The organism is Aeromonas sp. R1-2, assembly GCF_040908505.1.
Taxonomy (GTDB): Bacteria; Pseudomonadota; Gammaproteobacteria; order Enterobacterales; family Aeromonadaceae; genus Aeromonas; species Aeromonas veronii.
Genome location: NZ_JBFODU010000020.1, coordinates 115,475 through 141,487, shown reverse-complemented (window position 1 = coordinate 141,487; position 26,013 = coordinate 115,475). Strand labels below are relative to the sequence as shown.

Sequence of the window (26,013 nt, the reverse complement as noted above, 5' to 3'; positions counted from 1 at the left end):
TCCCATGCCGAACTCAGAAGTGAAACGCGGTAGCGCCGATGGTAGTGTGGCATTCGCCATGCGAGAGTAGGACACTGCCAGGCACCCAATTAAACAGCGATGTGAAGAATCACGGCGCTGGCTGCGAGGATGACACCTCAGAAGAAGCAGCAGAAGATTTAGCGAAAGCTAACCGAATGCGGAGCGGTAGTTCAGTCGGTTAGAATACCGGCCTGTCACGCCGGGGGTCGCGGGTTCGAGTCCCGTCCGCTCCGCCACTAATTTGAAGGCCTTCCCGATTGGGAAGGCCTTTTTGCTATGGGCAGTTTTGCCCATAAGTCCCACAGATTTGTACGCAAGAACCAACACAAAGCCCGGTCTCTCGACTGGGCTTTGGTGTTTTTAGCGTATTAAACCACCAATATCTGGCTTTTCCCTGCCAAGTAAGAGTGCCAGATAGCCGCTTATTCCCACCATTTTCGGGCTATCTCAGAGTCTTATCAGTTTCATTTACTGCCATTTGAACGACTCTGCAGGTGGTCAAATCAGCCTTCTGCCGCCTGCTGACTACAGGGCAGTTCCATATTGACCACCCCCTCTTCCATCTGCACATCGATCTTGAAGCCCAGCAGCTTGGCTAGGCTGGGAATACCGAGATTGCCGGATTAATCAGGTACCGTTCAAGCAAAGAGGTCTTCCCGACGGGAAGGCCTCTTTGCTTTATCTATCAACTGATTACCATCACTCGGTCGATTTATCAGCGCTTCTCTTTGTTGCCAATGCTCAGGCCGAGCTTGATGGAGAGGGCCGCCAGTAACAGCAACATCATGATCAGAGAGAAGAAGTTGCTGCCAAGCTCCGGGTATTGCACCTTGAGCAGCGCAGAGTGACCGAAGGCACCGATAAAGAAGCAGAGCAGGGTACAGATGGGAGTGTTGCCCACCATGGGCTCATGGCGATAGTGCTGAAAGAGCTGGTAGGCCGCCAGCCAGAGGGCAATCAGCGGGAAGAAGGAGAAAGGCACGACCGAGTTGGTCAGCACGGCCAGAGAGGCATCGCCACAGATACCAATCAGCATGGCCATGGCGAGCGGTTTTTTCGGGATCATAAGCTGTTCAGTCATATCGTTCTCCATCCTGTGGTCATGGGTGAGGTTCACGGCGCTTCTGGTTTTGTACCTCGGCGCCCATGGCGATCATCCGCAGTTGGCGAATAGTGCGATCGGAGAGTGCCCGGCACTCTTCGCTGGTCATGTCGAGCGCATCGGCACCGGCACTGAAGACGATGGTGACCATGGCTTCTGCCTGGATGTAGGCATCTTCCCGTGGTGCTTCTGTGGTGGCTTCCAGATAATCGGTTAGCTCGGCAATGAAGTGCTGGATCTCACGAGCCACCGCCTGGCGGAAGGCGGCCGAGGTGCCGGAGCGTTCCCGCAGCAGCAGCCGGAAGATGTTGGGGTTGTTCTCGACGAACTCCATAAAGGTCTGCACCGAGGTGCTGATGACACTGCCACCACCGGCAATGCGCTGGCGTGCCTGTCGCATCAGTTGGCGCAGGGTGAGACCTCCTTCGTCAACCAGGGTCAGGCCCAGCTCCTCCATATCGCGAAAGTGGCGATAGAAAGAGGTGGGCGCGATACCCGCTTCGCGAGCGACTTCCCGCAGGCTGAGATTGGAGAAACTCCGATTGGCGCACAGTTGGCTGAATGCAGCATCGATCAATGTACGCCGGGTTTTTTCTTTTTGTTGAGCGCGAATACCCACGAAATCAGTCACCTTCAGCTTAACGAGGACAAATGATAACCCGAAGGCGCCTCAGGATCAGGTTTGTATCCTACTTTTTTACCATTGACCGTGAGGAAATCACCATAGAAAATGGCTAACAGCTGTTCGCTGAAAGGATGCAATGAGATGGCCAGACCCCCCATTATTTTGACCAATACCCTGCTGTTCTCCCTCTCCGGGATAGTGGCGTTGATTGTCGTACCCTGGTACGGCATGAGCCACGGTTACGATTTCTGGCAGTGGGCCAGTTTCCTGTTGTTGTTCTGCCTGAGTGGTCTCTCCATCACCGCAGGCTATCACCGGCTCTGGTCGCACAAGGCTTACAAGGCGCACCCCGCTTTGCAGTGGTTATTTGCCATCGGCGGTGCGTTGGCGCTGCAGAATTCTGCCCTGCACTGGTCGGCCGATCACCGCCGTCACCATCGTCATGTGGATGACAACGATAAAGACCCCTACAGCGCGGGGCGCGGTTTCTGGTATTCCCACATCGGCTGGATGCTGCGGGAGCATCAGGGAGATCGCTATGGCGATTACAGCAATGTGCGTGATCTGCAGAACAACCCGGTGGTCGCGTTTCAGCACCGTCACTATCTGACGCTGGCACTGGCGGCTAATCTGGGGCTGCCGCTGCTGCTCGGCCTGTGGCACGGGGATATGCTCGGCATGTTGCTGTTGGCGGGCGTGCTGAGAATGGTTATGACTCACCACACCACCTTCTTCATCAATTCGCTGGCCCACATCTGGGGCAGTCAGCCCTATACCGACCACAATACCGCTCGCGATAACGGCATCCTGGCTTTTTTCACCTTTGGCGAGGGGTACCACAACTTTCACCACCTGTTCGAGAATGACTACCGCAACGGCATTCACTGGTGGCAGTTCGATCCGACCAAGTGGTTGATCCGGCTCGCCTCCTGGTGTGGTCTGGCGGGGGATCTCAGATCCTCGCCGGAGGAGCGTATCGAACAAGCCCGGCTGCAGATGCAGCTGAAACGGGCACAAGCCAAGTTGCGCAAGCAGGAAGATCGCGAACTGTGGCAGGCGCTGCTGCAGGAGGAGTACGACAAGCTGAGCCAGCAGTTGCAACACTATTACGCCAGTCGCAAGCGGCTGCTGGAGCTGCGCAAGCGCAAGGCGCTGGCGCGCTATGACCGCCTCAAGCTGCAACTGGAGTACCGGGCCCTGCGTGACGGCTTTATCGCTGGTAAACGCAACTGGAGTCGTTTGCTGGCAGGTATTGCATGATGCCGTCCGGTTATCACAGAGACTAAAAGAGAAGACCGCCTGCTGGCGGTCTTCTCTTTTATGATTCAACTCAAGCTAGTTGGCTTGACTCTGCTGTTGCTGCAACTGATCCAGTGCCTGTTGCTCCTGCTGGCTAAGACCCAAGTTGTTCACAGGCCTGCTCAAAGCTGCTCCCCAGATGGCACATCATGATATCCAATAACGGGAGGGCTAGTTGGCTTGGCTCTGCTGTTGCTGCAACTGATCCAGAGCCTGCTGCTCCTGCTGGCTGAGCCCCAGTTGCTCACACGCCTGCTCAAAGCTGATCCCCGGATGGCACATCATGATATCCAATAACGGGAGGGCTAGTTGGCTTGGCTCTGCTGTTGCTGCAACTGATCCAGTGCCTGCTGCTCCTGCTGGCTGAGGCCCAGTTGTTCGCAGGCCTGCTCAAAGCTGATCCCCAGATGGCACATCATGATATCGATGGCGGGCAGATAGTTTTTCATAGCTTCTTCCATGGTGATCCTCCAGACCCGTCACTTATGCCCTGAACCACTCGGGGCGGCAATTAGACTTTAGGCTTAGTCTGTCCATTTGATCAGCACCCCTGCCACTGGGGTAGGGAATTTGTTACCCTGCACCATGATAAAAACGGTTGCCGTATGACTGCGAGCAACAGGTGAGGAGCAGGGCATGTTATTGAGTTTCTTGATCATCGCTTCAGGTTGGTGGCACATCCGTGCTGCCTACGGTTCAGACAGCCGCCAGTTCTATATCAGCAAGCCGCTGACCATGCTGCTTATCATCGCGTTGGCGTTCGGCTACCAGAGTTATGACCACGACGGTTCCCACGCCTGGATCCTGCTCGGCCTTTGTCTCTCGCTGGCGGGCGATGTACTGCTGATGCTGCCAAGTGATCGCTTCATTCAGGGGTTGGCGGCATTTCTTGTCGCGCATCTCTGCTATATCGTCGGTTTTGCCCAAGGACCATTGCTGCTCAATCTGGTGGATGGTTTGCTGCTGTTGCTGATCGCCGGCATGGTATTCGGCCTGCTGTGGGGCAAGCTGGGGGAGATGCGGATCCCGGTCTTTTGCTACATGCTGGTGATCATCGGCATGGCCTGGGTGGCTGCCGGGGCCTGGCACGCCTCTCTCACAGCCGGTTCTGCCGCCGCGCTGGTGGGGGCGCTGATGTTCCTCTTCTCCGACAGCATGCTGGCGCTCGATCGCTTCCGCCGCCCCTTTCCCCACGCCCGCGCCTGGGTCATGAGCAGCTACTTCGCTGCGCAATTCCTGATTGCAGGGTCGCTGGCGGGATAACGTCTTCTGGTTGAGTGCAGGCAACAGATAACGAAAAACGGGCATTGGCCCGTTTTTCGTTTTATGCCTCGGCGGTTTTTCACGCCTCTAGCGGTTCGGCATCTGCTGCCCGTGGGGCGGGGGATTTGAGCAACAGCATCAGGCCGCTGGCGACCAGCAAGAAGATCCCCATGATGTAGAACACCTGGTTGTAGGCCATGATGGCTGCTTCCCGGTTGATGGTGTTGGCCAGCATGGCGTGGGCTTGCTGCTGAGCAATCTCGGGGCCTGAACCCTGCGCCATCATGCTCTGGGCCAGTTGCAGCAGATAGCTCTGCCCCTCGATACTGCTGGCGGCCAGAGTGCTGCCAATTTGCAGCACGTGGGTGCGGGTATCGTTGTCGAGCAGGGTCGCGATGATGGCGATACCGAACGCACCACCGAGGTTGCGCAGTACGTTGAGCAGGGTCGAGGAGGAGGGGATCTCGTCGTGGCTCAGGCTGGCGGTGGCGACCAGGGAGAGCGGCACCATGATGAAGGGCTGCCCCAGCGCTCGCACGATGAGCGACTGGATCAGCTGCGGCCCGGCGTAGTCGGCACTCATGTTGACGTTCATAAAGCAGCTGACGGCGAAGATCAGGAAGCCGAAGCTCACCAGATAGCGCGGGTCTATCTTGTGGGTCAGCCTGGGTACCAGCGGTAGCACCAGCAGTTGCGGCAGCCCCATCCACATCAGTACCTCGCCGATTTCCAGCGCGTTGTAGTTGTGGATCTGGGTCATGTAGAGCGGCAGCACATAGATGGAGCCCATCAACGCCATGCCGAGGATCAGGTAGGCAAAACAGGCGAGGGCAAAGCGCGGGTTGTGCAGCAGCCGCAGATTGACCAGCGGGTGACGGCGGATCAGCTGGCTGATGACGAAGAACACCAGCGCCACCGCCGAAATGACTGCCAGTCGCACGATGAAGCTTGAGCCGAACCAGTCTTCCCGGTTGCCTTCTTCCAGTACCACCTCCAGCAAGCCGAGGCCAAGTGCCATGGTGACAATCCCGATGAGATCCACCCGCTTGATCACGGCCCAGTCCACCGGTTTTTTATCAAGCCCGTGGGCCAGCATGGCCATCACCAGCAATCCTGGCGGCACGTTGAGATAGAAGATGTAGTGCCACGACATCTGCTCGGTGAGCCAGCCGCCGAGTGTCGGACCGATGGCAGGAGCGAAGGTGGCACAGAGACCGAACAGCGCCATGCCGGTGGCCCGCTTTTGTAGCGGCAACAGGGTGACGATGAGGGAAAAGGCCATCGGGATCAGCGCCCCGCCAGTGAAGCCTTGCAGCGCCCGGAAGACGATCATGCTGGTGAGGTTCCAGCTGAACGAGCAGAGCACGGAGGCAGCGATAAAGGCGCCGGTGGTCCAGAGCAGGTAGCGGCGCACACTCAGCCCCCGGCTTAACCAGCCGCTCAGGGGGATGGCGATCATCTCCGCCACCAGATAGGAGGTGGAGATCCAGGAGCTCTCGCTCAGGGTGGCCGACAGGGCCCCCTGAATGTCCTTCAGGGAGGCATTGGTGATCTGGATATCGAGGATGGCCATAAAGGCGCCGATAAGGCCCCCCATGACCGCGATCCAGTTGCGACGTGGAATGGGTTCCATCAGTTGGCAGCCACCACGGGATCAGGAGTGCGGGTATCCACGATCACTTCGGTCGAGAGACCCGGCAGCAGCTTGCCTGCCAGCGGGCCCGGCTCGGGGATGCGGATCTTCACCGGCACCCGCTGCACGATTTTGGTGAAGTTGCCGGTGGCATTCTCCGGCGGCAGCAGGGCGAACTTGGCGCCGGTCGCCGGGGCCAGGCTGTCGATGATCCCCTCGACCGGTTGATCCGGGTAGGCATCGAGTACCACTTCGACCTTCTGGCCCGGCTGCATATGGGCGAGCTGGGTCTCCTTGAAGTTAGCCTCGACCCACACCTGCTGCAGCGGCACCAAACTGGCGACCTGCATGCCGGACTGGACGTAGAGCCCTTCCCGCAGACTGCGCTTGCCTATGATGCCGTCGGCCGGTGCCCGCAGTTCGGTGTAGCCGAGCTCCAGCTTGGCCTGCTCCAGTTGTGCTTCGCTCAATGCCAGCTTGGCCAGATTCTGTTTGCGCTCGGCATCCAGTACCAGCAGTCGCTCACGGGCCGCCTGCAGGGCGGCTTGTGCCTCCCGGGCTTGTGCCTGATTGACCTGCAGGCCGGCACGCACCTCGTCCAGACTGTCTTGCGAGCTGTAGTGGCGCTGGTTGAGCTGACTGATCCGGTTGACCTGCTGGCTGGCACGCAGCTGTTCGGCATTGGCGGAGGCGACCTTGGCCTCGGCCTGCTGGATCAGGCTCAGTTGTTGGGTGCGGGTGGCGGCCAGATTTTCGGCCGTCGCCTGATTGAGGCGCAGGTCGGCTTCGGCCTCCGCGACCCTGGTTTTGTATTCGCGATCATCGAGACGGGCGATCAGCTGGCCCGCTTTGACCGGCTGGTTGTCGGTGACCAGCACTTCGCGGATATAACCGGGCAGCTTGGAGCTGATCCCGGTCACTTCACTTTGCAGATAGGCGTTGTCGGTGCTTTCAAAATAGCGGCCGTGAAGATACCAGTAACCGGCGAACAGCAGACCGAGCAGCGCCAATATCATGGCTGCCAGCAGGGGAATTTTTTTGTGTTGACTCATTTTTGTGATTCCTGAACTTAAGGGGCGCAGGCTAACACTGGTCAACTGTTTCGATTAGTATTGGTTCACGAGATATACAGTTTCACTGGTGCAACAATGGATCTCAATGCCGCGTTAATTCTGGTGCGTATCGTCGACAAGGGCTCGTTTACGGGGGCTGCCCGCGAGCTGGGGATGACCAAGGCGATGGTCAGCCGCCGCATCGCCGAGCTGGAACAGCGGCTCGGTGTGCGGCTGCTTTATCGCTCCACCCGTCAGCTCACTTTGACCGAGGAGGGGGAGAAGTACTACCTGCACTGCAGCAAGGCGGTCGATGCCCTGACCGAAGCCGAGCTGATGCTGAGCGCCAGCCAGCAGGAGGTGACCGGCACTCTCAAACTGGCGGTGCCCATCGAGACGGGGCAACTGGTGGTCGGGCGCTTGGTCGCCAAGTTTTTGCAGGCCTATCCCGCCCTGCAGGTGGAGCTGGAACTGACCAACCGGGTGGTGGATCCCATCAGTGAAGGGCTGGATGCGGTGGTGCGGATTGGCGACATGAGCGACTCCAATCTGGCGGCGCGCCGACTCTGGAGCACCGGAAGGCTGCTCTGTGCCAGCCCGGACTATCTGGCCCGCAGCCCGGTCATCGAGCGGCCGGAGGATCTGGCCAACCACGAGCGGGTGACGGTAAGCAGCGGGTTTCTCGCCTCTCACTGGTGTTTCGAGCTGGATGGCAGAGAGGTGCTGGTTGACCCCCCATCCCGTTTTCGGGTCAATAATATTACCTGTGCTCGGGAGGCGGCGAAGGCGGGGCTGGGGTTGGCTTCGTTACCCGCTATGCTCTGTCAGGATGATCTGGCCAGCGGCGAATTGGTGATCCTGCTGCCAGAGTGGCAGCAACCCAGGGTGCCGATTTATTTGCTGTTTCCGGAGCGGCAACTTATGCCGCGCAAGTTGCGGGCATTCATCGATTTCATGATTGAGAACGGCGCCGAGTTTGGCATCGACAAGTTGTTGTAAGGGGGAGCTATGGATAACTGGATCAATCTCTATCGCGCCTCACACACCCTGGAGGCGCACGCGTTGAAAGGGGCGCTGGAGGCGGAAGGGGTGCTGGTGCGCCTCAATGGCGAGGGGCTGTCGGGCGCCCTTGGCGAGCTGCCGGTCGACATGTTGCAGGTGACCCTGATGGTGCGGGCCGAGGATCGCAGCAAGGCAGGACGGGTCATCGAGCGTTACCAGCAGCGTCAGGGAAACGGCTGGCTGTGCGGCCAGTGCGGGGAGGAGAACGGCGCCAACTTCGACGTCTGCTGGCGCTGTCATCACGATCCCCACGACAGCTGATCTTTCTTCCGCTAGCGCGGCGGGAACTCGATATCTTCCCCTGCGCTGGCATCGTGATAGGTCGCCAGATCCAGCTCGTTTTCGCTGCGGGCGATCAGCACCGACACCAGAATATCCCCCGATACATTGACCGTGGTGCGCGCCATGTCGAGGATCCGGTCAATGCCCGCAATCAGTGCCACCCCTTCCAGCGGCAAGCCCACCGCCGTCAGGGTCAGGGTCAGCAGCATCAACCCGGTGCCCGGGGTGCCTGCGGTGCCGATACTGGCCAGGGTGGCGATGCTGATGATGGTCAGGTAATCGACCATGTGCAGGTCCACACCGAATGCCTGAGCTACGAACAGCGCAGTCACTCCCTGATAGAGGGCGGTGCCATCCATGTTGATGGTGGCGCCGATGGGCAGCACCTTGGCGGTGATGGCGGGGGAGACTCCCAGCCGCTTCTCGGCGCATGCCAGACTGATGGGCAGGGTGGAGTTGCTGGAGCTGCTGGTGAAGGCCACCGCCTGGGCATCAACGATGCTCTTGAAGTAGTGCAGCGGATTGAGCCGTGCCAACAGGAGCAGCAGGGTGCTGTAGACCCCGAGCACGTGCAGCAGGCAGCCGAGGTAGACGGCGCCGATCACCTTGAGCAGCGGTAGCAGCAGGTCGAGGCCGTACTTGCCGGTCATCCAGGCCATCAGTGCGCAGACACCGTAAGGGGCGAGCGCCATCACCATCTGGGTCAGCTTGAACATCCCCTCTGCCAGCGAGGTGAAGAAGAGGATGGCGGGACGGCCACGGCGACCGCTGGCATTGAGGGCGACCGCCAGCGCCACCGCAAAGACGATCACTTGCAGGATCTTGCCATCCACCATCGCCTGTACCGGATTGCTCGGCACCAGATGGCTCAGCACGCTGGCCAGGGTGGGTGGTTCCGACATGCCGATCCGCTCATAGGGGCCCATGTCGGCGCCCATGCCGGGTTCCAGCAGCCAGCCCATCATCAGGCCGATGCAGATGGCGATGGCGGTCGAGCAGAAGTAGAGACAGATTGCCTTGCTGCCGATGCGATCGAGGGCCTTGCCCTTGAGCAGCGAGGTGAGACCGGCGATGACCGAGCAGAAGATAAGGGGCACCATCAGCATCTGGATGGTGTTGACGAACAGGACGCCAAGGGGCTTGAGCAGCAGGGCTTGCTCTTCAAAGCCAACGCCCAGACCCACCCCTGTCAGCATGCCGATCAGGGTCTTGAGCCAGAGTGGTCGGCGGGTCCAGATCTGCCAGGGCTTGAGAGCCTCTCCATGGAACAGCATGACGCCAATATCCTTATACATTGTCTGCGATGGCCAAAAAGGGGCGCCAGTGTAGCGATCCCTGACGCGGGTTGCCACATTATCGACAAAGCGGTGGCGGTGACCACTCCCCTGACCAGGAAATGCGCAATTTATTGGCCTATATCAAGATCCCTCCGGGCGGGGAGATATTTAATTGGCATTAAATATGTTCATTATTGAGGTGAGAGATGTCGCAATCGGTTCATGGTCACGAAGTGATGGAGATGATGCTGGCGCAAGGAGGGCAATTTACCCGTGCCAGCCTGAAGCAGGCGATGGCCGAGCGGTTCGGTGCCGAGGCCCGTTTTCATACCTGCAGCGCCAGCGAGATGGATGCGGAAGCGCTGATCGACTTTCTGGCCGCCCGCGGCAAGTTCATCGACTCGGCCGAAGGTTTCCAGACCCGCGCCGACAAGATCTGCAACCACGGTTAATCCCGCTGCGAGCGCATCATGGCGCTCGCTCAATTCTTCGCCCTTTGCTATATTTCGCCCCCTCTCTTTTCCCTATTCAGGGCGTAGCCCGGGCGTTGTATGGATACTTTCTCTGCCGCAGTCATGCTGTTTCTGATCATGGACCCGCTGGGCAACCTGCCGGTCTTCCTCTCTATCCTGCGTCATATCGATCCCAAACGACGTCGCAAGGTGATGGTGCGCGAGCTGCTCTTCTCGCTGGCCATCATGATGCTGTTCTTGTTCGTCGGTCAGCAGATCCTCGGCTTCCTCAACCTGCGGCAGGAGGCGGTCAGCATTGCGGGGGGTATCATCCTGTTCCTGATCGCCATCAAGATGATCTTCCCGAGTGAAGGGGGCGTGACCGGGCTGGCGGCGGGCGAGGAGCCCTTCCTGGTGCCGATGGCGATCCCGATGATCGCCGGTCCGTCGATCCTCGCATCGTTGATGCTGCTGGCCAATCAGGAGCCCGCCCGGATGGTGGACTGGTCGCTGGCACTCTTTCTGGCCTGGGCTGCCAGCGCGGTGATCCTGATGTTCTACGAGGTATTCAACAAGCTGCTGGGTGAGCGGGGGCTCACTGCGGTGGAGCGGTTGATGGGTATGCTGCTGGTGATGATCTCGGTCCAGATGTTGCTGGACGGGGTGCATCACTATCTGGCGGTGACCGGTCAGGGCTGAGTGAGTTACATCTTGAAGTGAATGAAACGGGGCTACGCAGAGCCCCGTTTTTTGTGCCGCCGAGAAGGCGTGCCGTCACCCGTGAGTGGTCGCAGCGGGTTCCAGTTTGCTCATGATGAGGGAGAGCAGCAATTCCCGCAGCCAGCGGTGGCCCGGATCCTCGCTGTGACGCTGATGCCAGATGAGCAGATGGGAGATGCTGTCCAACCCGATGGGCAGCGGCAACTGCAACAGCGGATAGACCTGGGTGGCGTGGCGAGCGTAGAGCCGGGAGAGGGTCACTATCATGTCGGAGTGCATCCCCATCCGCAGTGCCGCCTCGAAGGAGGGGACGGTTGCCTCGATACGCCGGTAGAGATCCTGCTCTGCCAGCTTGTGATCCAGCATCCAGCGGTCTCGCCCCTCGCAGTAAGTCTGCACATGGGGATAGCTGAGGTAGTGCTCCAGATTCCAGTTGGGCTCTCGCAGCGCGGGGTGGTGCTGCTGCACCAGACAGGTGAGATCATCGACCGCCAGCACTCGCTGACAGATGCTGTCGGGCAGGGTATCGAGCCGATAATCGGAGCTGATGCAGTTTTCCCGCACCGCGAAGGCGATGTCCACCTGTCCCTGACTCATCTCGGTCAGACTGTTCTCGGTCCACTCCTCGTAACGCAAGCGGATCCGTGGTGCCTGCCGCTTCAGTTCGCTCAGGTAGAGCGGGGCAAACAGGGTGAAGGCGCTGTCCATGCTGGCGATGACGAACTCCCGCTCCGAGCTGGCGGGGTCGAACTCGGGCGGCTGGATCAGGTTGTCCAGCGACAGCAGGATGGGTTGCAACTGTTGTTGCAGCGCAAGGGCTCGGCCGGTGGGTTCCAGCCCGTAGGCAGAGCGGATGAAGAGGGGATCATTGAAGGTATCGCGCAGACGGCCGAGGGCTTTACTGACCGCGGACTGGCTCAGATGAAGGCGGCGTGCCGCCTTGCTGCCGTTGCGCTCTTCCAGCAGTACCTGCAGGATAATCAGCAAATTGAGGTCGATGCGACCCAGTTGTTCCAGCAGCATGATATGAATCCTCTTCAATTCTAAGATGAATTTATACCATTTGTTTTCATATCTTGGCGATCTTATCCTCGAATGGTCTCAGGTTCGCATGAACCACTGGTACAGGATGTAGCGGTTGAGGGGACATGTAGCACAATCAATAAGGCGACCTCAGGGTCGCCCTATTTTTTGGCTATGATTTATTTGCTCACTTGCACCTGCCTTGATTTTGCCCAACAATCCCTGCGCTCTATTTTGATACAAGTAACAGATATCTCTTTGTGAGGGAGTATCCCTATGGGACTCGGTGGAATTCATATCTGGCATATGTTGATCCTCTTGCTGGTCGTTGTGCTGGTCTTCGGCAGCAAGCGTCTTGCCAGTGCAGGTGAGGATCTGGGTACCGCCATCAAAGATTTTCGCAAGGCGATGCGTGACGACGCAAATCATCCGAAATAAGCAGTAGGAGTAGAAAATGTCTGTAGACGAGAAAGTTGAACTGAACGAAACCTGTGACAGCTGTGGCTGTTTTGCCGAGATCGGCACCATCATCGGCGAAGGCGACGATGTGATGGATCTGGTGATTGAAGCCGCTGCCGAGGCGGATGCCCGCGCCAAGCTGGCTGCCTATGAAGCACTGGCCAAACAGGTCACTGCCGAAGCTCAAGTGAGCAGCGAACTGACCCAGGGCGCCAACGGCGTGATCCTGAAAGCCCGCCTGCAATTCACCTGCACCGCCGAAAAACTGATTTTCGAAATGCGGGCCCGCTCTATCTGAGTTGTCTGATAACGCGGCAGGTTTGCCTGCCGTGTTGACCCTTCTGCTGTGGGTCGGCGGTCTATAGTTACTCTATCCCACAGACGTTTTTGCCCGGCGCGAGTCGGCCAACAGAAGGCGCAAACATCATGACGCAGCGATGGATCTCTGCCCCCAATCCCACCCTCTATCGTGATCCGTGCTGCCAACAGGCAGCAGACGTGACCTCAGCACAGGGGCAGCCATCGTGATGCGACGCTGGATTTGGGCTCTGCTGGCCCTCTGCTGTTTTCCCCTGCTGGCGGCTGAACTCAAGCCACAGCGTCTGCCCCAACCCGGGGATCTCGAAAGCATTCTGCAAAAGCGCGAACTCAGGGCTCTGGTGGTCTATGAGCGCGGCTTCTATTTTCTCGATCGCGGCGTCCAGTACGGCATTCTGGTCAATCAGTTGCAAGGGTTCGAGCGCTGGCTGAACAAGACCTATCTCGCCAAAGAGAAGGTCAAGCTCAAGGTGGTCTACATCCCGGTGCGTCAGGACAAGCTGCTGGACTATCTGACCGAGGGGCGTGGCGATCTGGTGGCGGCAACCATGACGGTGACCCCGACCCGGCGTGAACAGGTGGCCTTCTCCCGGCCGCTCATTTCATCCATCGAGGAGTGGGTGGTGAGCCAGCAGAGCCTGCCCGCCTTCAGCCGCATTACCCAGCTCTCCGGCAGGAGGGTCTGGGTGCGCGCCAGCTCCAGCTACTACGAGAGTCTGCGCCAGCTCAACTGGCTGTTTCGCGAGCTGGGGTTGCCCCCCGTCTATATCGAAACGGTGCCCGAATACCTGCAGGATGGCGATCTGCTGGAGATGGTGGCCGCTGGCATTATTCCCCTGACGGTGACCGACAGCTACAAGGGACGGATCTGGCTGGGTGGCATGATCTCCGGCCTCAAGGCTCACAAGTTGATCCCCTTGCGCAGCAACGGCACCAGCGCCTGGGCGCTGCGCAAGAACAGCCCCGAGCTGCTCAAGGCGGTCAATGGCTATCTGGCGAGTGTCAGCCGCAACAGCCTTTACAGCGACATGACCCTGCGCCGGTTGCTGGTTCGCAGCGATCAGATGAGCAATATCCTGGCGCCGGATCCCATGGGGCGCCTCGCGACCATTCGCAAAGTGCTGGAGAAGTACGCCAATCAATACGATCTCGACTGGCTGATGCTGGCGGCGCTTGGCTACAAGGAGTCCGGCCTCAATCCCAAGGCGCGTTCGCCCAAGGGTGCCGTGGGTCTCATGCAACTGCTGCCCAGCACAGGGCGGGAAGTCGGCATCAACGGCGCCAGACTCACCACGCTGGAGGGCAATGTGGAGGCCGCCTGCCGCTACATGCGGTTGATCCTCGATACCTACTTCAATGATCCCAAGCTGGATCGGCTAAACCGCCACCTGTTTGCCCTCGCCGCCTACAACGCCGGGCCGAACCGGGTGCAGGCGCTGCGAGGCAAGGCGGAGAAGCTGGGGCTCGATCCCGACGTCTGGTTCGGCAACGTGGATCAGCTGGTAGCCAACGAAGTCGGACAGGGGCCGATCAACTATGTCGGCACCATCTACAAGTACTACGTGGCCTATCGTTTCAGCCTGCCCCAGATCGAGGGCAAGGCTGCCGCTATCGAAGCGGCTCAGCCCTGAGCCGGTTGACCGGCAGGGTCGCCTGCACGGTCGGCAATTGCCAGCCACCGTCCCTGTGTTGCAGGAACCAGTGGGCGGGGCCGGTGGCCGGGATGAGATCTGGCTGGCTGAGCTGGCCCAGATAGCGCAACATCGGGGTATCATGCAGTTCCATCAGCAACTCCTTTTGAGTATGTGAGAGGCTCGCCAGCGTTATGACACCCGGCCATGACAGCAGGATGACACCATGATCCCCGGATCCTTTGCCCTGATCGACGATCCCCGGTTGGCGCTCAAGGTGCGTTGCCACTGGATCCGCCATGCCCGCGAGCGGATCCAGGCGCAGTACTACAGCTGGGAGGAGGACAGCAGCGGCAAGCTGCTGCTGAGCGAGCTGCTTCACGCCGCCCGGCGTGGCGTCAAGGTACAGCTGCTGGTGGATGATCTCTATGCCGGTGACAACCGCTTTCTGGAAATGGTGGCTCACGATCCGGGGATCGAGGTGCGGCTATTCAACCCCTTCTGGCTGCGGGGCTGGCGCCCGCTGGCACTGCTGCTGGAGGGGCTGCTCAGCTTTCGCCGCATCAACCACCGGATGCACAACAAACTGCTGCTGGTGGATGGCAAGCTGGCGCTGATCGGCGGGCGCAACATCGGCGATCGCTACTTCGGTCTGGATCCGCAAGCGCCCTTCGTGGATCTCGATCTCGCCTGTCAGGGGGGACTGTGCCAGCAGATGGCGCAGGGGTTCGAGCAGTTCTGGCACAGCCGTTGGAGTCACCCCATCCGCCATCTGCTGCGCCGCGAGCTGCTGCCCGCCGAAATAGAGGTGGTCAACGACTTCCTGTTCACCATGACGGATCCGGCGGTGGCGACGGTCTACGATCTGCCTGCGGCGCTGTTTGACGAGCGCGATTTGCCGCTGCAATGGCATGAGGGGCGGGCCGAGGTGTGGTTCGACCGTCCCGGCAAGGGGTTGATCTCCCGTCCCACCACTGCCCGTCAGCTCTGGCGCCAGCTGGCTGACAATCCCGGCTCGCTGGGGTTGGTGACCCCTTACCTCATCCTGACCCGCGGGTTCCGGCACCGTCTGGTGCGGCTACGCCAGCAGGGGGTCGCCATCGACATTCTCACCAACTCGCTGGCCAGCACCGATGTGCCGCTGGTCTATGGCGCCTACCAACGCTATCTCGGCTGGTTGCTGCGCCGCGGGATCCGGGTCGCCGAGTTTGACCACGGCCACGGCAGCCTGCACGCCAAGCTGATCCTGCTGGGGGAGGAGCGGGCTCTGTTTGGCAGCCTCAACCTCGATCCCCGCTCGCTGTTTCTCAATACCGAGCTGATGCTGCATCTGTACTGCCCGCCGATCTGCGAGGCGCTGCGAATGTGGCTGGCTCGCTGGCAGGAGCAGGCGGGTGGATTGCCGCGCAAACCCGAGGGGTGGTCAAGGCGACTGATAGCCCGCCTTAGCGACTGGTTGCCCCTGCGCCGTTGGCTGTGAGGCGGCCATTTTTTGTGCGAGATCTCGCAAAGCCTTGTAAGCCATTGCTGATGCCCTTTGCGGGTGAATAACCATACATGAACCTATCTTACTGTTTTATAACAATTTAGCGGTGATGATAAGGCTGTTTTTTGTACTCTGATGTGAATGGAATTAGCATAAAAACGTTTTTTATTTTGTTTTTATGCGTAATATTTCAGTTGCAAGGACAAACACGGCGGCCTGTCTGCCGTGTGGACGAAGGTTGTAACGGGTAGCTGGTCGGTTGCATTGCTGCAATTGGCGCGCACTTCAGATGGGTCGCGAACTATCGGAAAGTGAAACAGAGACCCGGCGTGGCCGGACTCCAATATGGAACATGCTATTTGCGAGGGGGTGACATGGACATGTCACCCCACTTTTTTGGCCGCTCGCCACCGTTTATCTTTTTCCATGATTGTTGCTCATCGCAAGAGCCGCAGAGGGCAAGGCAATAACAAGGCAATAAAAAGAGGGCCGCAATAGCGGCCCTCTGTCTCATCTGCCCGGTGGATTAACCGGCCTTGACGCTGCGGCGACGCTGCAGCCAGACGATCGCCCCGAACAGCAGGAAGCCCGGGATCCACATCCACTCCTTGGTCCAGCGCTCGGTCGGCGCCTTGACGGTGAGGATCTCCTGATCGAACTCCAGTCCCATGGTGGCGGCCGGGCTGCCAAAGGCGACGTTGTCGATCAGCGTCTTGCCATCCTGCTCATAGAGGCTCAGCCCCAGATTGGCCAGCCGCTCCTCGCCATTTGCCCCATCCGGTACGGCGACCAGCAGGGTGAACTTGCGTGGCTTGCCCACGGCATCTTCACCGAGGATCCGCAGCCGCAGGGTGCTCTCCGCCTCCACTTCACCCATGGTTTGGGCCAGCTGGGCAGGCGGGGTCTCACGATAGGGGTCGTGCACCATGTCCATCCAGAAACCCGGGCGGAACAGGGTAAAGGCGACCAGCAGCAGCAGCACGCTCTCGTACCAGCGGCTCTTCACCAGGAACCAGCCCTGAGTGGCGGCGGCGAAGATCAGCATGGCGATGGTCGCCACGATGAAGATCAGCACCCCGTGGGCGAAGTCCACGTCGATCAGCAGCAGGTCGGTGTTGAAGATAAACAGGAATGGCAGCGCCGCGGTACGCAGGCTGTAGTAAAACGCCGTGATCCCGGTCTTGATGGGATCGCCCTTGGAGACAGCCGCAGCCGCGAAGGAGGCCAGCCCCACCGGCGGGGTCACATCCGCCATGATGCCGAAGTAGAAGACGAACAGGTGCACCGCGATAAGCGGCACGATCAGCCCGTTTTGCTGCCCCAGCGTCACTACCACCGGTGCCAGCAGGCTGGAGACGACGATGTAGTTGGCAGTGGTCGGCAGCCCCATGCCGAGGATCAGGCTCAGCAGTGCGGTGAGCAGCAGCATCAGCAGCAGGTTACCCATGGAGAGGAACTCCACCAGATCCGCCAGCACCAGACCAACCCCGGTCTGGGATACCGCACCCACGATAATCCCCGCGGTGGCGGTGGCAATGCCGATACCGATCATGTTGCGGGCACCGGCAACCAGCCCTTCCCGCAGATCCACCACGCCGTCAGCGACGGTACCGTAGTCGTGCTTGCCGTCCTTGCGCAGCCAGTTGAGCAGCGGGCGCTGGGTCAGCAGGATGATCACCAGCATCACGGTACCCCAGAAGGCCGACAGCCCCGGCGAGAGGCGTTCCACCATCAGGCACCATACCAGTACCACCACCGGCAGCAGGAAGTGCAGGCCGGAGAGCAGCACGGCGCGGGTGTTGGGCAGCTCGGTGAGCGGCTTGTCGGGATCTTCGGCAGGCAGCGGTTCATTGCTGGCGGCGATCTTCAACAGGGCCACATAGGTGGCAGCCAGCAGTACCGAGATCCCCGGCAGGGCGTAGTCACCCAGCGCAGGTTTGAGCCAGCCGAGGCCATAGTAGACCGCCAGTGACAGGCCGCTGATGAGGGCCGCGCCAAAGGCAAAGCCGGTCAGGCGACGCAGCCAGGGTTTGGGTTGATGGTTGCCGATGGGCTGCATGCCCAGTTTCAACGCCTCCAGATGGACGATGTAGAGCAGCGCTATGTAGGAGATGGCGGCAGGCAGGAAGGCGTGTTTGATGATCTCCACATAGGGGATACCCACGTATTCGACCATCAGGAAAGCCGCAGCCCCCATCACGGGTGGCATGATCTGGCCGTTGACCGAGGAGGCCACTTCGACCGCCCCCGCTTTCTCTGAACTGAAGCCCACCTTCTTCATCATCGGGATGGTGAAGGTGCCGGTGGTCACCACGTTGGCAATCGACGAGCCGGAGATCAGGCCGGTCAGGCCGGAGGCGACCACTGCCGCCTTGGCCGGGCCGCCACGAAGGTGACCGAGCAGGCTGAAGGCGAGCTGGATAAAGTAGTGACCGGCACCGGCACGCTCCAGCAGGGCGCCAAACAGCACGAACAGGAACACGAAGCTGGTGGAGACGCCAAGGGCGATGCCGAACACCCCTTCGGTAGTGATCCACTGGTGGTTGGCCAGCGCGGTAAAGCCTACCCCGCGGTGTGCCAGCAGTCCCGGCATCCAGGGGCCCGCCAGACTGTAGATCAGAAAGACGATAGCGATGACCGCCAGTGCCGGCCCCAGGGCGCGGCGCGCCGCTTCCAGCAGCAGCGGAATGCCGATGCAGGCGGTTACCAGATCGGCGGTGGTGAGAGTGCCGGGACGCAGTGCCAGCGCTTCATACATCACGAACAGGTAAGAGGCGGCGCCAGCAGCGATCAGACCGAGGGCGATATCGCCGAGGGGAACCCGATCCCGCGGCGAGGAGCGAAATGCCGGGAACACCAGAAAAGCGAGCAACAGGGCAAAGGTGAGGTGAATGGAGCGGGTTTCGGTGTCATTGAGTACGCCAAACCCCACCATGAAGGGGAGTGGCGAGGCGATCCAGAGCTGGAACAGGGACCAGGCCAGCGCCAGCGCTGTGATGAGCCAGCCCATGATGCCCAGCGGCAGGCGAGCGCCCACATCCTGGGCGATCAGTTCCTCGGTAGAGAGTTGTTTATCTTGCATAGGGTTAACTTGTGCCAACGAGTACAACAAGAGCGACACCCGCCCCCGCAATCAGGCGGCAGACGGGTGTCGAAGAGAGTGACAAAGGCCCCGGGGCCTTCAATCAGAGCCAGCCGCGCTCTTTGTAGTAGCGGGCAGCCCCTTCATGCAGCGGTGCAGAGAGACCCACCTTGATCATGTCGGCCTCTTTCAGGTCGGCAAAGGCAGGGTGCAGGCGCTTGAAGCGATCCAGGTTGTCGAACACCGACTTGACCAGCTGATAGACCACTTCCGGATCGGTTTTGGCGCTGGTGGAGAGCACCGCTTTGCCACCGATGGAGGGGGTCGGCTTGTCGCTGCCCTTGTAGATGCCGCCCGGGATCTCGGCCTTGCTGTAGTAGCTCTTCTCGGCCAGCAGTTTGTCGATGTCGGCGCCGGTCACAGGGACCAGTACCGCATCTGTGGTGGTGGAGGCTTCCTGAATGGCGCCGTTCGGGTGACCCACGAAGTAGCTCATGGCGTCGATGTTGTTGTCACCGAGGGCGGAGGCCTGTTCGGCCGGTTTCAGCTCGGAAACCAGACCGAAGTCTCCCTTCTTCCAGCCTTTGACAGCCATGATCTCTTCCATGGTGTCACGCTGGCCGGAGCCCGGGTTGCCGATGTTGACGCGCTTGCCTTTCAGATCGTCGAAGCTGGCGATCTTGGCATCGCGGCGAGCCAGGATGGTGAACACCTCGCTCTGCAGGGAGAAGACGGCGCGCATGTCGTCCATGGCCCCTTCGGCCTGGAACGGTGGCAGCCCCTTCATCGCCTTGAACTGGTGGTCGGATTGCATGATGCCGAAGTTGAATTCACCGCTGCGGATGCCGTTGACGTTGGCAACACCGCCGCCACTGGCCGGGGCGTTGCACTTGATCTGGTGATCGGCGGCGCCGCGATTGAGGAAGCGGCAGATGGACTGACCAGCGACATAGTAGACGCCGGTCTGACCGCCGGTGCCTATGGTCACGAAGCGCTCCTGCGCTTGTACCGGACCACCGAATGAGACACCGACCAGAGCCGCCGACAGGGCGCATGCCAAAGTTAATCCTTTCATTTTTTCTCCCTTTTCTTTGATTTTGTTTATCCGATCCCCGGATAAATTGATGGCAATCCCGTTCTGCGCCGGGCTTGCCCGCTCTTCTCGTTGCGCGAAAGCGGGGGAGTTGATCACCCCCTTTCCGGCAGTCACCCTCATCCTGTGGTGAGGCTACCGACCTCCTGTCGGTCGAAGATAAATTGGCCCCTGAGGGGCCAAATAAAAAGTTGCAAGCACTCCGATTAAGCACATTCACCCAACATAAATCAAACGAAATGGCAAAATAGCGGAGTTAAATCTTGAGAAACATGACCTCGATCATTCATTTTCTTGCCGAAGATTAATTTGATATGGAGGGAAATGGAAGAGGGAAAAACTACGAGAGGATTCTAATGCGGCCCTTGCGTGACAAGGGCCGGAGTCATGAGAGATCAGTTGGCCGGGGTGGCCAGCTCCAGGATAAAGGCGTATTCCAGCGCGATATCCTCGTAGGCTTTGAAGCGGCCCGACTTGCCGCCGTGGCCGGCGTCCATGTCGGTGTTCAGTAACAACTTGTTATCATCTGTTTTCAGTTCGCGCAGCTTGGCGACCCACTTGGCGGGCTCCCAATACTGCACTTGCGAGTCGTGCAGCCCGGTGGTGACCAGCAGGTTGGGGTAGGCTTGCGCCTTCACCTGATCGTAGGGGCTGTAGCTCTTCATGTAGTCGTAGTAGCGCTTCTGGTTCGGGTTGCCCCACTCGTCATACTCCCCGGTGGTGAGGGGAATGGACTCGTCCAGCATGGTGGTGACCACATCGACGAACGGCACCTGCGCCACCACGCCGCGATAGAGTTCGGGCGCCTGATTGATGACGGCCCCCATCAGCAGGCCGCCGGCGCTGCCGCCCATGGCGTAGACCTGATCTTTGGCACCGTAGCCTTGCTCAACCAGCGCTTTGGTGACATCGATAAAGTCATTGAAGGTGTTCTGCTTTTTCAGCAACTTGCCATCTTCGTACCAGTGACGGCCCAGCTCTTCACCACCCCGGATATGGGCGATGGCGTAGACGAAGCCTCTGTCCAGAAGGCTCAGGCGCGAGCTGCTGAAGTCGGGATCCATGCTGGCGCCGTAGGATCCATAGCCATAGACCAGCAGCGGATTCTTGGGCGCATCGGCCTGCTCTTTCTTGAACTTGTCCTTGCGATAGACCAGCGACACCGGCACCGATACACCGTCGCGGGCGGTCACCCAGAGTCGTTCGCTGGCGTACTGGTCGGCCTTGAAGCCGGCCACCGGCTGCTGCTTGAGCAGGGTGCGCTTGCCGCTCGCCATATCCAGCTCATAGGTAGAGGCAGGGGTGGTCATGGAGGAGTAGCCATAGCGCAGGGCGCTGGTATCCGGCTCCGGGTTGTAGGCGAGCCAGGTGACGTAGGCTGGGTCGTCGAAGGCGATCTCCTTCTCGTCACCGCTCTGCCAGTTGATCTGGCGCAGTCGGGTCAGCCCCTTGTTGCGCTCTTCCAGTACCAGCCAATCCTTGAACAGGGCGTAGCTCTCCAGCAGCACATCCGGATTGGGGGCGATCACCGCCTTCCAGCGATCGACCGGGCTCTCTTTGGTCTCGTAGAGGCCGAAGTTCTTGCCGTCCTTGTTGGAGCGCACATAGAAGCGGCCACGGTAGTGATCCAGGCTGTATTCGTGATCCACCTGACGGGGCAGGAACAGGCGTGGGGCGTGCTCCGGCTGGTTGGCATCGATCAGCCGTGCTTCGCCGGTGGTGGTGCTGGAGAGGGCGATGACGATGAAATCTTCCGAGGTGGTGGCGTAGAGGCTGATGTAGAAGGAGTCATCCTTCTCCTCGTAGACCAGCTTGTCCGTGGCCGGATCCGTCCCTAGCGTGTGGCGATAGACCTGATAGGGCAGCAGGGTCTGCGGGTGCTTGCGCACATAGAAGACGGTCTTGTTGTCGTTGGCCCACACCAGATTGCCGGAGGTATTTTCCAGTTTGTCGGTGGCCCACTGGCCGCTCTCCAGATCGAGGAACTGGATCTGGTACTGACGGCGGGAGAGGAAATCTTCCGCCACCGCCAGCCAGCGGTTGTTACGGCTCACCTCAAGGGCGCCGAGGGCATAGAACTCGTGCCCTTCAGCCCGCAGGTTGCTGTCGAGCAGCAGACTCGCCTGCTCTTCACCGAGCTTGGTGCGCGAATAGATCCCGTACTCCTTGCCCGGCTCATAGCGTGTCTGGTAGCGGTAGCCATTCTTCACATAGGGTACCGACTCATCCTGCTGGGGGATGCGGGCGACCATCTCTTTGTAAAGCTGTTCGCGCAGGGGTTGGGTCGGCTTGAGGATGGCCTCGGTATAGGCGTTCTCGGCCTTGAGATAGTCCAATACCTCGGGCTTCTGCCGCTCGTCGTCACGCAGCCAGTAGTAGTTGTCGATGCGGGTATCCCCGTGTTTTTTCAGAGTGCGGGGATGTTTGGCGGCCACGGGCGGCTGGATTGGATGTTCGCTTGTCAGCATGGCGGGCTCTTTATTGGCATAAGTAGGGGGGAGAACTGTCAGAAAGGCTAGCAGCAGAACTCCTCGGGAAAAGGTAAACATGTCGCATCCTTGGCGCTGGAAAGGGTTGGTAGACCTGAGCATCGGCTCCATGAATTGGCGTTAAATCTGCCCCTTGTTGCCGGTGGTTGCAAGCAATCCCTTGTTATTGCAGGAAATGTAATCAAAAAAAGCCGCTATCTCGCGATAGCGGCCCTCTTTCTGGCCATGAGCGGCAAGAGTCCGCTCAGGTGTGCCTCACATGATATGGGAGTGCCCTCTCATGGCCAGTTTTCGTCAGCCTGGGTAGCTCGACCAGCGGTTGGTCGCGCCCTCGTTGCTGATACTCAGTACCTCATAGGGATGGCCCGGAATATCCATGCCCGGTGCACTCTGGGGCATGCCCGGAATGGTCAGGCCACGGATCGCCGGTTTTTCCCTGAGCAGCTTCTGCACATCGGCGGCCGGTACATGCCCCTCGATCACATAGCCATTTACGATACCGGTATGGCAAGAGGCCAGTTCCGGCGCGATACCGTATTGCTGCTTCACTGCGCCGAGCTGTTCGGTTTCGATAACGTCCAGTTCGAAGCCATTCTGCTCCATGTGCTCGTTCCAGCTTTGGCAGCAGCCACAATATTTGGATTTGTAGACGGTCATCTTCTCGGCCGCGAGAGCCGAAAAGCTGACGGTACCGGCCAGCATGGCCAGTAACAGGGGTTTGTACATCACTCACCTCAGATTGAAAGAAAAGATGCCCGATACGGGATGGGTTTCAGATCTGGATGCGTGGGGGACGTTCGAGCCGCTCGCACGGGGCGTCCGGCATAAAGAGAGAGGGGGAGGCGAAGTCGGGGGTATCCGGTTCCAGCACGGCGACCGTCAGGCTGTCGCTGCCTACCAGCGTCATCGAGAGGGCGGTGGTAAAGCTGCCGCAGGGCATCGCTTTTTCCAGGGTGCGCTCGCTCTGGCTGCAGTGGGTAGTCAGGGTACAGAGGTCGGTTGCGGCCCGGCTGCCAAACGACATCAACACCAGCACCAGACTCCACAAGGGGAGCCAGCGACGGGCGTGAGCGAGTTGGCGACGGGTGAGAACCATGGAATGACTCGAAAATAACAAGGGGCACATGGTAACCCTGTGCCCCGGGGGAGGGTCAAGCTCTCCCCATAGTGTCAGTCAGCCAAGATTAAGGTTGCTGACGGGTCGCCGCCAGCACGATCTCGCGCACGCAGACGTTGGCAGGCTGGTTCCAGGCGTAGAGCACGGCATCGGCGATTACTTCCGGCGCAATGACGCCTCCCATCTGATCTTTCCAGTCGTGGTAACCGGCCTTGATGCTCTCGTCAGTGGTGTGGCTGAGCAGCTCGGTCTCGACCGCACCCGGTGCAATGGTCACCATCCGCACGCCGACATCGGCTACCTCTTCCCGGATGTTCTCGGTCAGGGCGTGCACGGCGAACTTGGTGGCGCAGTAGGCAGCATGGTTCGGGAAGGTCTTGCGACCTGCGATGGAGCTGATGTTGATGATGGTGCCGCTGCGGCGCTCCTTCATGCCTGCCAGCACTGCGTGGACGCCATTCAGCACCCCCATCACGTTGATGTTGAGCATCTGCTGCCATTCGGCGGGATCCTGCACATCGGCCTGACCCAGCAGCATGACGCCGGCGTTGTTGACCATGCAGCCGACCGGGCCAAATTTGGCTTCTGCCTGCTGGACGGCGGCTTTCATGGCGGCGGTGTCGGTCACATCGACCCCGATGCAGAGGGTATCGGGCAGGTTCAGTGCCTGCATCGGCTCGACCCGGCGGGCCAGCAGCAGCAGCGGATGACCGGCAGCAGAGAAGGCACGGGCGATGGCGGCACCGATCCCGGCGGAGGCACCGGTGATCACGACGAGAGATTTGGACATGGGTCTTTCCTTCTGATTCAAGAGTCGGTTTGAGCAAACAGGTGGCTGGCCAGCACGGAACCCAATCACTATAGTCACTGCATCTATAAGTGATAAATATTGTTTTCCGCTGGTTATCATCTGAAAAAACTATGGTTGGTTTATGCTGGACTTGAGATTGCTGCGTTTCTTCATCGCCATCTATGAAGAGAAGAACATCACGGCGGCGGCCGAGCGCTGCCACGTCAGCCAGCCCTCCCTCTCGGCGGGGCTGCGCCAGCTGGAAGAGGCGCTCGGTGACAGCCTGTTTGTCCGGGGCAAGAAGGGGGTGGTGGCGAAAGATCCGGCCCACTATCTCTATCCTCACGCGGTCAAGCTGGTGGAGGAGGCGCGCCGTCTGCCAGAGCTGTTTCGCCAGAAAGCGACGCGTGCGAGGCTCAATATCGCCATCATGCCGGACTTGAGTCGCCATCGGGTGGCCGGGCTGTTGCAGCAAGTACAGCGCGTGTTGCCACAGCTGGATCTCACCCTCTCCGACTACGCCACCCCCGCCGACTGCCGCTTGACGCTGGATGCCTTGCGCCGGGAGGACGAGATCTTCCTGCCGCTGTGGGAGGAGGATTACGTGCTCTGCGTGCCGGTCGAGCACCCCCTGGCCAGTCGCGAAAGGATCGAGCTCGCCGAGCTGCAACATTATGATTTTATTGAGTGCCCGCCCTGCGAAGCCCATCAGCAGACTATCGGCCTGCTGGCCTGTGACCGCCTTACCCTCAATCTTGTGGCCAAGGCCGAGAGCAAGGGGCTGGTGATGGCGCTGGTGCTGGCGAGGGTCGGCATCAGTTTTCTGCCGGACGGGCTGGTCGAGGATGAGGCGGGGCTCTGTACCCTGCCGGTGAGCGGGCCGCGGATGTTTCGCCGGATTGGGCTCTGCTATCCCGCCCACCAGACCCTCAATCCGGCGCTGCGGGAGCTGATCCCCGAGTTGGCAGGCTATGGCGCTTCCTGATAAGGTCGCTCCCCTGTGCACCTTTACGATGCAGCTCCCCAGACTCCCCTTTTCTGTTTACCTCGCCTTGCACCGCAAGGCTTTGTTCGGGTGATGTGGTCATGAAACGCATTCTGGTTATTTTTTCCCATCCCGCGCTGCAGAGCTCGCGGGCCAACAAGCAGCTGTTGCAGGCGATTGAGGGGCTGGAAGGGGTCACGGTTCACGACCTCTATCAGCACTATCCCGACATGTTTATCGATGTGAAGCGGGAGCAGGCGCTGCTCTGTGAGCACGACATCATCGTCTTTCAGCACCCGTTTTACTGGTACTCCTGCCCGGCCATCATGAAAGAGTGGATGGATCTGGTGCTGGAGTATGGCTATGCCTATGGCCCCGAGGCCCACGCCCTCAAGGGCAAGCAGTGGTTGAGCGCCATCACCACCGGCGGGGCGCCGGAGTCCTACTGCAGCGAGGGTTACAACAGCCGACCGCTGCTCGATTTTCTGCTGCCATTTCAGCAGGCTGCCACCTTGTGCGGCATGAACTGGCTGCCCCCCTTCGTGCTGCACTCCTTTCACAAGATCAAGGATCCCGCCGCCCTGCGCCGCTGCGGTCAGGATTACCGCCAGCTGCTTTGTGCCCTGCGTGACGATCAGCTGACCCCGGAGCAACTGGCCGGGCGTCCTTATCTGCGCGACTTGCTGGAGGTGCTCTGATGACACATGGGCAGCTTGTTGGCCGAGCTTATGAGTCGGATCAGACGTTCAAAC

General features: G+C 59.8%; 26 protein-coding genes and 1 tRNA gene. 13 read left to right on the top strand and 14 right to left on the bottom strand.

Annotated elements, in window-relative coordinates; all coding sequences use genetic code 11:
* Nucleotides 1–180: 180 nt before the first annotated feature.
* Nucleotides 181–257: transfer RNA gene (locus AB5Y76_RS08575), tRNA-Asp, on the top strand.
* Nucleotides 258–736: 479 nt separating this feature from the next.
* Here the strand turns inward: AB5Y76_RS08575 and AB5Y76_RS08570 are convergent.
* A complete protein-coding gene (locus tag AB5Y76_RS08570; protein WP_236322813.1) occupies nt 737–1,102 on the bottom strand; it encodes a YijD family membrane protein in 366 nt (121 codons plus the stop codon).
* Between the two features lie 19 nt (nt 1,103–1,121).
* The gene (gene fabR / locus AB5Y76_RS08565; RefSeq protein ID WP_005339921.1) at nt 1,122–1,742 is read right to left on the bottom strand and encodes an HTH-type transcriptional repressor FabR; all 621 of its coding nucleotides are present in this window, start codon (nt 1,740–1,742) and stop codon (nt 1,122–1,124) included.
* Nucleotides 1,743–1,889: 147 nt separating this feature from the next.
* Here fabR and AB5Y76_RS08560 point away from each other — a divergent pair, with 147 nt between their 5' ends.
* Nucleotides 1,890–3,008 (top strand): fatty acid desaturase, encoded by a 1,119-nt coding sequence (locus AB5Y76_RS08560; RefSeq protein ID WP_151287171.1) that lies wholly within the window; start codon nt 1,890–1,892, stop codon nt 3,006–3,008.
* Nucleotides 3,009–3,352: 344 nt separating this feature from the next.
* On the opposite strand, the gene AB5Y76_RS08555 is transcribed toward AB5Y76_RS08560, so the two are convergent.
* Nucleotides 3,353–3,496, bottom strand: a complete 144-nt coding sequence (locus AB5Y76_RS08555) for a hypothetical protein (protein ID WP_162182404.1) — start codon at nt 3,494–3,496, stop codon at nt 3,353–3,355.
* Between the two features lie 187 nt (nt 3,497–3,683).
* Between AB5Y76_RS08555 and AB5Y76_RS08550 the strand changes: the two genes are divergently transcribed.
* Nucleotides 3,684–4,310 (top strand): lysoplasmalogenase, encoded by a 627-nt coding sequence (locus AB5Y76_RS08550; protein ID WP_005348507.1) that lies wholly within the window; start codon nt 3,684–3,686, stop codon nt 4,308–4,310.
* A 79-nt stretch (nt 4,311–4,389) separates the two neighbouring features.
* Here AB5Y76_RS08550 and AB5Y76_RS08545 read toward each other — a convergent pair whose 3' ends face one another.
* Both AB5Y76_RS08545 and AB5Y76_RS08540 read right to left on the bottom strand, forming a co-directional pair.
* On the bottom strand, nt 4,390–5,943 hold the full coding sequence (locus AB5Y76_RS08545; RefSeq protein ID WP_263718237.1) for a DHA2 family efflux MFS transporter permease subunit: 1,554 nt from the start codon (nt 5,941–5,943) through the stop codon (nt 4,390–4,392).
* A complete protein-coding gene (locus AB5Y76_RS08540; RefSeq protein WP_005348510.1) occupies nt 5,943–6,995 on the bottom strand; it encodes an HlyD family secretion protein in 1,053 nt (350 codons plus the stop codon). The genes AB5Y76_RS08545 and AB5Y76_RS08540 overlap by 1 nt, the downstream gene beginning before the upstream one ends.
* A 96-nt stretch (nt 6,996–7,091) precedes the next feature.
* Between AB5Y76_RS08540 and AB5Y76_RS08535 the strand changes: the two genes are divergently transcribed.
* Together AB5Y76_RS08535 and AB5Y76_RS08530 are read left to right on the top strand one after the other, a co-directional pair.
* On the top strand, nt 7,092–7,994 hold the full coding sequence (locus AB5Y76_RS08535; RefSeq protein WP_263718234.1) for a LysR family transcriptional regulator: 903 nt from the start codon (nt 7,092–7,094) through the stop codon (nt 7,992–7,994).
* A gap of 9 nt (nt 7,995–8,003) precedes the next feature.
* On the top strand, nt 8,004–8,318 hold the full coding sequence (locus AB5Y76_RS08530; RefSeq protein ID WP_005339933.1) for a DUF2007 domain-containing protein: 315 nt from the start codon (nt 8,004–8,006) through the stop codon (nt 8,316–8,318).
* Between the two features lie 11 nt (nt 8,319–8,329).
* Here AB5Y76_RS08530 and AB5Y76_RS08525 read toward each other — a convergent pair whose 3' ends face one another.
* Complete coding sequence (locus AB5Y76_RS08525; RefSeq protein WP_040069539.1) at nt 8,330–9,613, bottom strand: dicarboxylate/amino acid:cation symporter; 1,284 nt, start codon at nt 9,611–9,613, stop codon at nt 8,330–8,332.
* A 209-nt stretch (nt 9,614–9,822) separates the two neighbouring features.
* Between AB5Y76_RS08525 and AB5Y76_RS08520 the strand changes: the two genes are divergently transcribed.
* Together AB5Y76_RS08520 and AB5Y76_RS08515 are read left to right on the top strand one after the other, a co-directional pair.
* Nucleotides 9,823–10,068, top strand: coding sequence for a YecH family metal-binding protein (locus AB5Y76_RS08520; RefSeq protein WP_005357633.1), 246 nt, complete (start codon nt 9,823–9,825; stop codon nt 10,066–10,068).
* Nucleotides 10,069–10,167: 99 nt separating this feature from the next.
* On the top strand, nt 10,168–10,767 hold the full coding sequence (locus tag AB5Y76_RS08515; RefSeq protein WP_058056278.1) for a YhgN family NAAT transporter: 600 nt from the start codon (nt 10,168–10,170) through the stop codon (nt 10,765–10,767).
* Nucleotides 10,768–10,842: 75 nt separating this feature from the next.
* On the opposite strand, the gene AB5Y76_RS08510 is transcribed toward AB5Y76_RS08515, so the two are convergent.
* Nucleotides 10,843–11,811, bottom strand: coding sequence for a LysR family transcriptional regulator (locus AB5Y76_RS08510; protein ID WP_005357635.1), 969 nt, complete (start codon nt 11,809–11,811; stop codon nt 10,843–10,845).
* A 276-nt stretch (nt 11,812–12,087) separates the two neighbouring features.
* On the opposite strand from AB5Y76_RS08510, the gene tatA reads away from it, so the two are divergent.
* The 3 genes from tatA to AB5Y76_RS08495 all read left to right on the top strand — a co-directional run bounded on the left by tatA (nt 12,088) and on the right by AB5Y76_RS08495 (nt 14,219).
* Complete coding sequence (tatA, locus tag AB5Y76_RS08505) at nt 12,088–12,249, top strand: twin-arginine translocase TatA/TatE family subunit (protein ID WP_005339944.1); 162 nt, start codon at nt 12,088–12,090, stop codon at nt 12,247–12,249.
* A gap of 16 nt (nt 12,250–12,265) precedes the next feature.
* Entirely contained in the window at nt 12,266–12,568 is a 303-nt protein-coding gene (locus tag AB5Y76_RS08500; protein WP_005339945.1) for a YfcZ/YiiS family protein, read from the top strand.
* A gap of 229 nt (nt 12,569–12,797) precedes the next feature.
* Nucleotides 12,798–14,219: a lytic transglycosylase F gene (locus AB5Y76_RS08495; RefSeq protein ID WP_100647034.1), complete on the top strand. Its 1,422-nt coding sequence runs from the start codon at nt 12,798–12,800 to the stop codon at nt 14,217–14,219.
* Here AB5Y76_RS08495 and AB5Y76_RS08490 read toward each other — a convergent pair.
* Nucleotides 14,197–14,373, bottom strand: coding sequence for a hypothetical protein (locus tag AB5Y76_RS08490; protein ID WP_005339947.1), 177 nt, complete (start codon nt 14,371–14,373; stop codon nt 14,197–14,199). The two genes, AB5Y76_RS08495 and AB5Y76_RS08490, sit on opposite strands and share 23 nt — an antisense overlap.
* A gap of 72 nt (nt 14,374–14,445) precedes the next feature.
* Between AB5Y76_RS08490 and AB5Y76_RS08485 the strand changes: the two genes are divergently transcribed.
* A complete protein-coding gene (locus tag AB5Y76_RS08485; protein ID WP_100647033.1) occupies nt 14,446–15,699 on the top strand; it encodes a phosphatidylserine/phosphatidylglycerophosphate/cardiolipin synthase family protein in 1,254 nt (417 codons plus the stop codon).
* A gap of 532 nt (nt 15,700–16,231) precedes the next feature.
* Here the strand turns inward: AB5Y76_RS08485 and AB5Y76_RS08480 are convergent.
* The 6 genes from AB5Y76_RS08480 to AB5Y76_RS08455 form a co-directional block, all read right to left on the bottom strand.
* Complete coding sequence (locus AB5Y76_RS08480) at nt 16,232–18,787, bottom strand: TRAP transporter permease (protein ID WP_005357644.1); 2,556 nt, start codon at nt 18,785–18,787, stop codon at nt 16,232–16,234.
* Nucleotides 18,788–18,890: 103 nt separating this feature from the next.
* Nucleotides 18,891–19,862 (bottom strand): TAXI family TRAP transporter solute-binding subunit, encoded by a 972-nt coding sequence (locus AB5Y76_RS08475; protein WP_005339950.1) that lies wholly within the window; start codon nt 19,860–19,862, stop codon nt 18,891–18,893.
* A 413-nt stretch (nt 19,863–20,275) separates the two neighbouring features.
* Nucleotides 20,276–22,429 carry a S9 family peptidase gene (locus AB5Y76_RS08470; RefSeq protein ID WP_263718221.1) on the bottom strand — a complete coding sequence of 718 codons (2,154 nt, stop codon included), beginning with the start codon at nt 22,427–22,429 and terminating at the stop codon, nt 20,276–20,278.
* A gap of 234 nt (nt 22,430–22,663) precedes the next feature.
* Entirely contained in the window at nt 22,664–23,095 is a 432-nt protein-coding gene (locus AB5Y76_RS08465; RefSeq protein ID WP_005348551.1) for a DUF411 domain-containing protein, read from the bottom strand.
* A 46-nt stretch (nt 23,096–23,141) separates the two neighbouring features.
* The gene (locus AB5Y76_RS08460) at nt 23,142–23,465 is read right to left on the bottom strand and encodes a hypothetical protein (protein WP_005357652.1); all 324 of its coding nucleotides are present in this window, start codon (nt 23,463–23,465) and stop codon (nt 23,142–23,144) included.
* 88 nt (nt 23,466–23,553) lie between these two features.
* Nucleotides 23,554–24,276 (bottom strand): SDR family oxidoreductase, encoded by a 723-nt coding sequence (locus AB5Y76_RS08455; RefSeq protein WP_005348556.1) that lies wholly within the window; start codon nt 24,274–24,276, stop codon nt 23,554–23,556.
* A gap of 142 nt (nt 24,277–24,418) precedes the next feature.
* Here AB5Y76_RS08455 and AB5Y76_RS08450 point away from each other — a divergent pair, with 142 nt between their 5' ends.
* Together AB5Y76_RS08450 and AB5Y76_RS08445 are read left to right on the top strand one after the other, a co-directional pair.
* On the top strand, nt 24,419–25,261 hold the full coding sequence (locus tag AB5Y76_RS08450; protein ID WP_263718216.1) for a LysR family transcriptional regulator: 843 nt from the start codon (nt 24,419–24,421) through the stop codon (nt 25,259–25,261).
* A gap of 101 nt (nt 25,262–25,362) precedes the next feature.
* Entirely contained in the window at nt 25,363–25,959 is a 597-nt protein-coding gene (locus AB5Y76_RS08445) for an NAD(P)H-dependent oxidoreductase (protein WP_005339958.1), read from the top strand.
* The last annotated feature ends 54 nt before the right edge of the window (nt 25,960–26,013 follow it).

Bases quoted from the DNA above. Each gene is read 5' to 3' on its own strand.
- tatA (WP_005339944.1), top strand. From the start codon at position 12,088: ATGGGACTCGGTGGAATTCATATCTGGCATATGTTGATCCTCTTGCTG.
- AB5Y76_RS08490 (WP_005339947.1), bottom strand. From the start codon at position 14,373: ATGGAACTGCATGATACCCCGATGTTGCGCTATCTGGGCCAGCTCAGC.
- AB5Y76_RS08445 (WP_005339958.1), top strand. From the start codon at position 25,363: ATGAAACGCATTCTGGTTATTTTTTCCCATCCCGCGCTGCAGAGCTCG.
- AB5Y76_RS08555 (WP_162182404.1), bottom strand. From the start codon at position 3,496: ATGAAAAACTATCTGCCCGCCATCGATATCATGATGTGCCATCTGGGG.
- AB5Y76_RS08510 (WP_005357635.1), bottom strand. From the start codon at position 11,811: ATGCTGCTGGAACAACTGGGTCGCATCGACCTCAATTTGCTGATTATC.
- AB5Y76_RS08450 (WP_263718216.1), top strand. From the start codon at position 24,419: ATGCTGGACTTGAGATTGCTGCGTTTCTTCATCGCCATCTATGAAGAG.
- AB5Y76_RS08550 (WP_005348507.1), top strand. From the start codon at position 3,684: ATGTTATTGAGTTTCTTGATCATCGCTTCAGGTTGGTGGCACATCCGT.
- AB5Y76_RS08520 (WP_005357633.1), top strand. From the start codon at position 9,823: ATGTCGCAATCGGTTCATGGTCACGAAGTGATGGAGATGATGCTGGCG.
- AB5Y76_RS08515 (WP_058056278.1), top strand. From the start codon at position 10,168: ATGGATACTTTCTCTGCCGCAGTCATGCTGTTTCTGATCATGGACCCG.
- AB5Y76_RS08475 (WP_005339950.1), bottom strand. From the start codon at position 19,862: ATGAAAGGATTAACTTTGGCATGCGCCCTGTCGGCGGCTCTGGTCGGT.
- AB5Y76_RS08500 (WP_005339945.1), top strand. From the start codon at position 12,266: ATGTCTGTAGACGAGAAAGTTGAACTGAACGAAACCTGTGACAGCTGT.
- AB5Y76_RS08525 (WP_040069539.1), bottom strand. From the start codon at position 9,613: ATGCTGTTCCATGGAGAGGCTCTCAAGCCCTGGCAGATCTGGACCCGC.
- AB5Y76_RS08535 (WP_263718234.1), top strand. From the start codon at position 7,092: ATGGATCTCAATGCCGCGTTAATTCTGGTGCGTATCGTCGACAAGGGC.
- AB5Y76_RS08480 (WP_005357644.1), bottom strand. From the start codon at position 18,787: ATGCAAGATAAACAACTCTCTACCGAGGAACTGATCGCCCAGGATGTG.
- AB5Y76_RS08560 (WP_151287171.1), top strand. From the start codon at position 1,890: ATGGCCAGACCCCCCATTATTTTGACCAATACCCTGCTGTTCTCCCTC.
- AB5Y76_RS08465 (WP_005348551.1), bottom strand. From the start codon at position 23,095: ATGTACAAACCCCTGTTACTGGCCATGCTGGCCGGTACCGTCAGCTTT.
- AB5Y76_RS08540 (WP_005348510.1), bottom strand. From the start codon at position 6,995: ATGAGTCAACACAAAAAAATTCCCCTGCTGGCAGCCATGATATTGGCG.
- AB5Y76_RS08460 (WP_005357652.1), bottom strand. From the start codon at position 23,465: ATGGTTCTCACCCGTCGCCAACTCGCTCACGCCCGTCGCTGGCTCCCC.
- AB5Y76_RS08470 (WP_263718221.1), bottom strand. From the start codon at position 22,429: ATGTTTACCTTTTCCCGAGGAGTTCTGCTGCTAGCCTTTCTGACAGTT.
- AB5Y76_RS08530 (WP_005339933.1), top strand. From the start codon at position 8,004: ATGGATAACTGGATCAATCTCTATCGCGCCTCACACACCCTGGAGGCG.
- AB5Y76_RS08455 (WP_005348556.1), bottom strand. From the start codon at position 24,276: ATGTCCAAATCTCTCGTCGTGATCACCGGTGCCTCCGCCGGGATCGGT.
- AB5Y76_RS08570 (WP_236322813.1), bottom strand. From the start codon at position 1,102: ATGACTGAACAGCTTATGATCCCGAAAAAACCGCTCGCCATGGCCATG.
- AB5Y76_RS08495 (WP_100647034.1), top strand. From the start codon at position 12,798: ATGCGACGCTGGATTTGGGCTCTGCTGGCCCTCTGCTGTTTTCCCCTG.
- AB5Y76_RS08485 (WP_100647033.1), top strand. From the start codon at position 14,446: ATGATCCCCGGATCCTTTGCCCTGATCGACGATCCCCGGTTGGCGCTC.
- AB5Y76_RS08545 (WP_263718237.1), bottom strand. From the start codon at position 5,943: ATGGAACCCATTCCACGTCGCAACTGGATCGCGGTCATGGGGGGCCTT.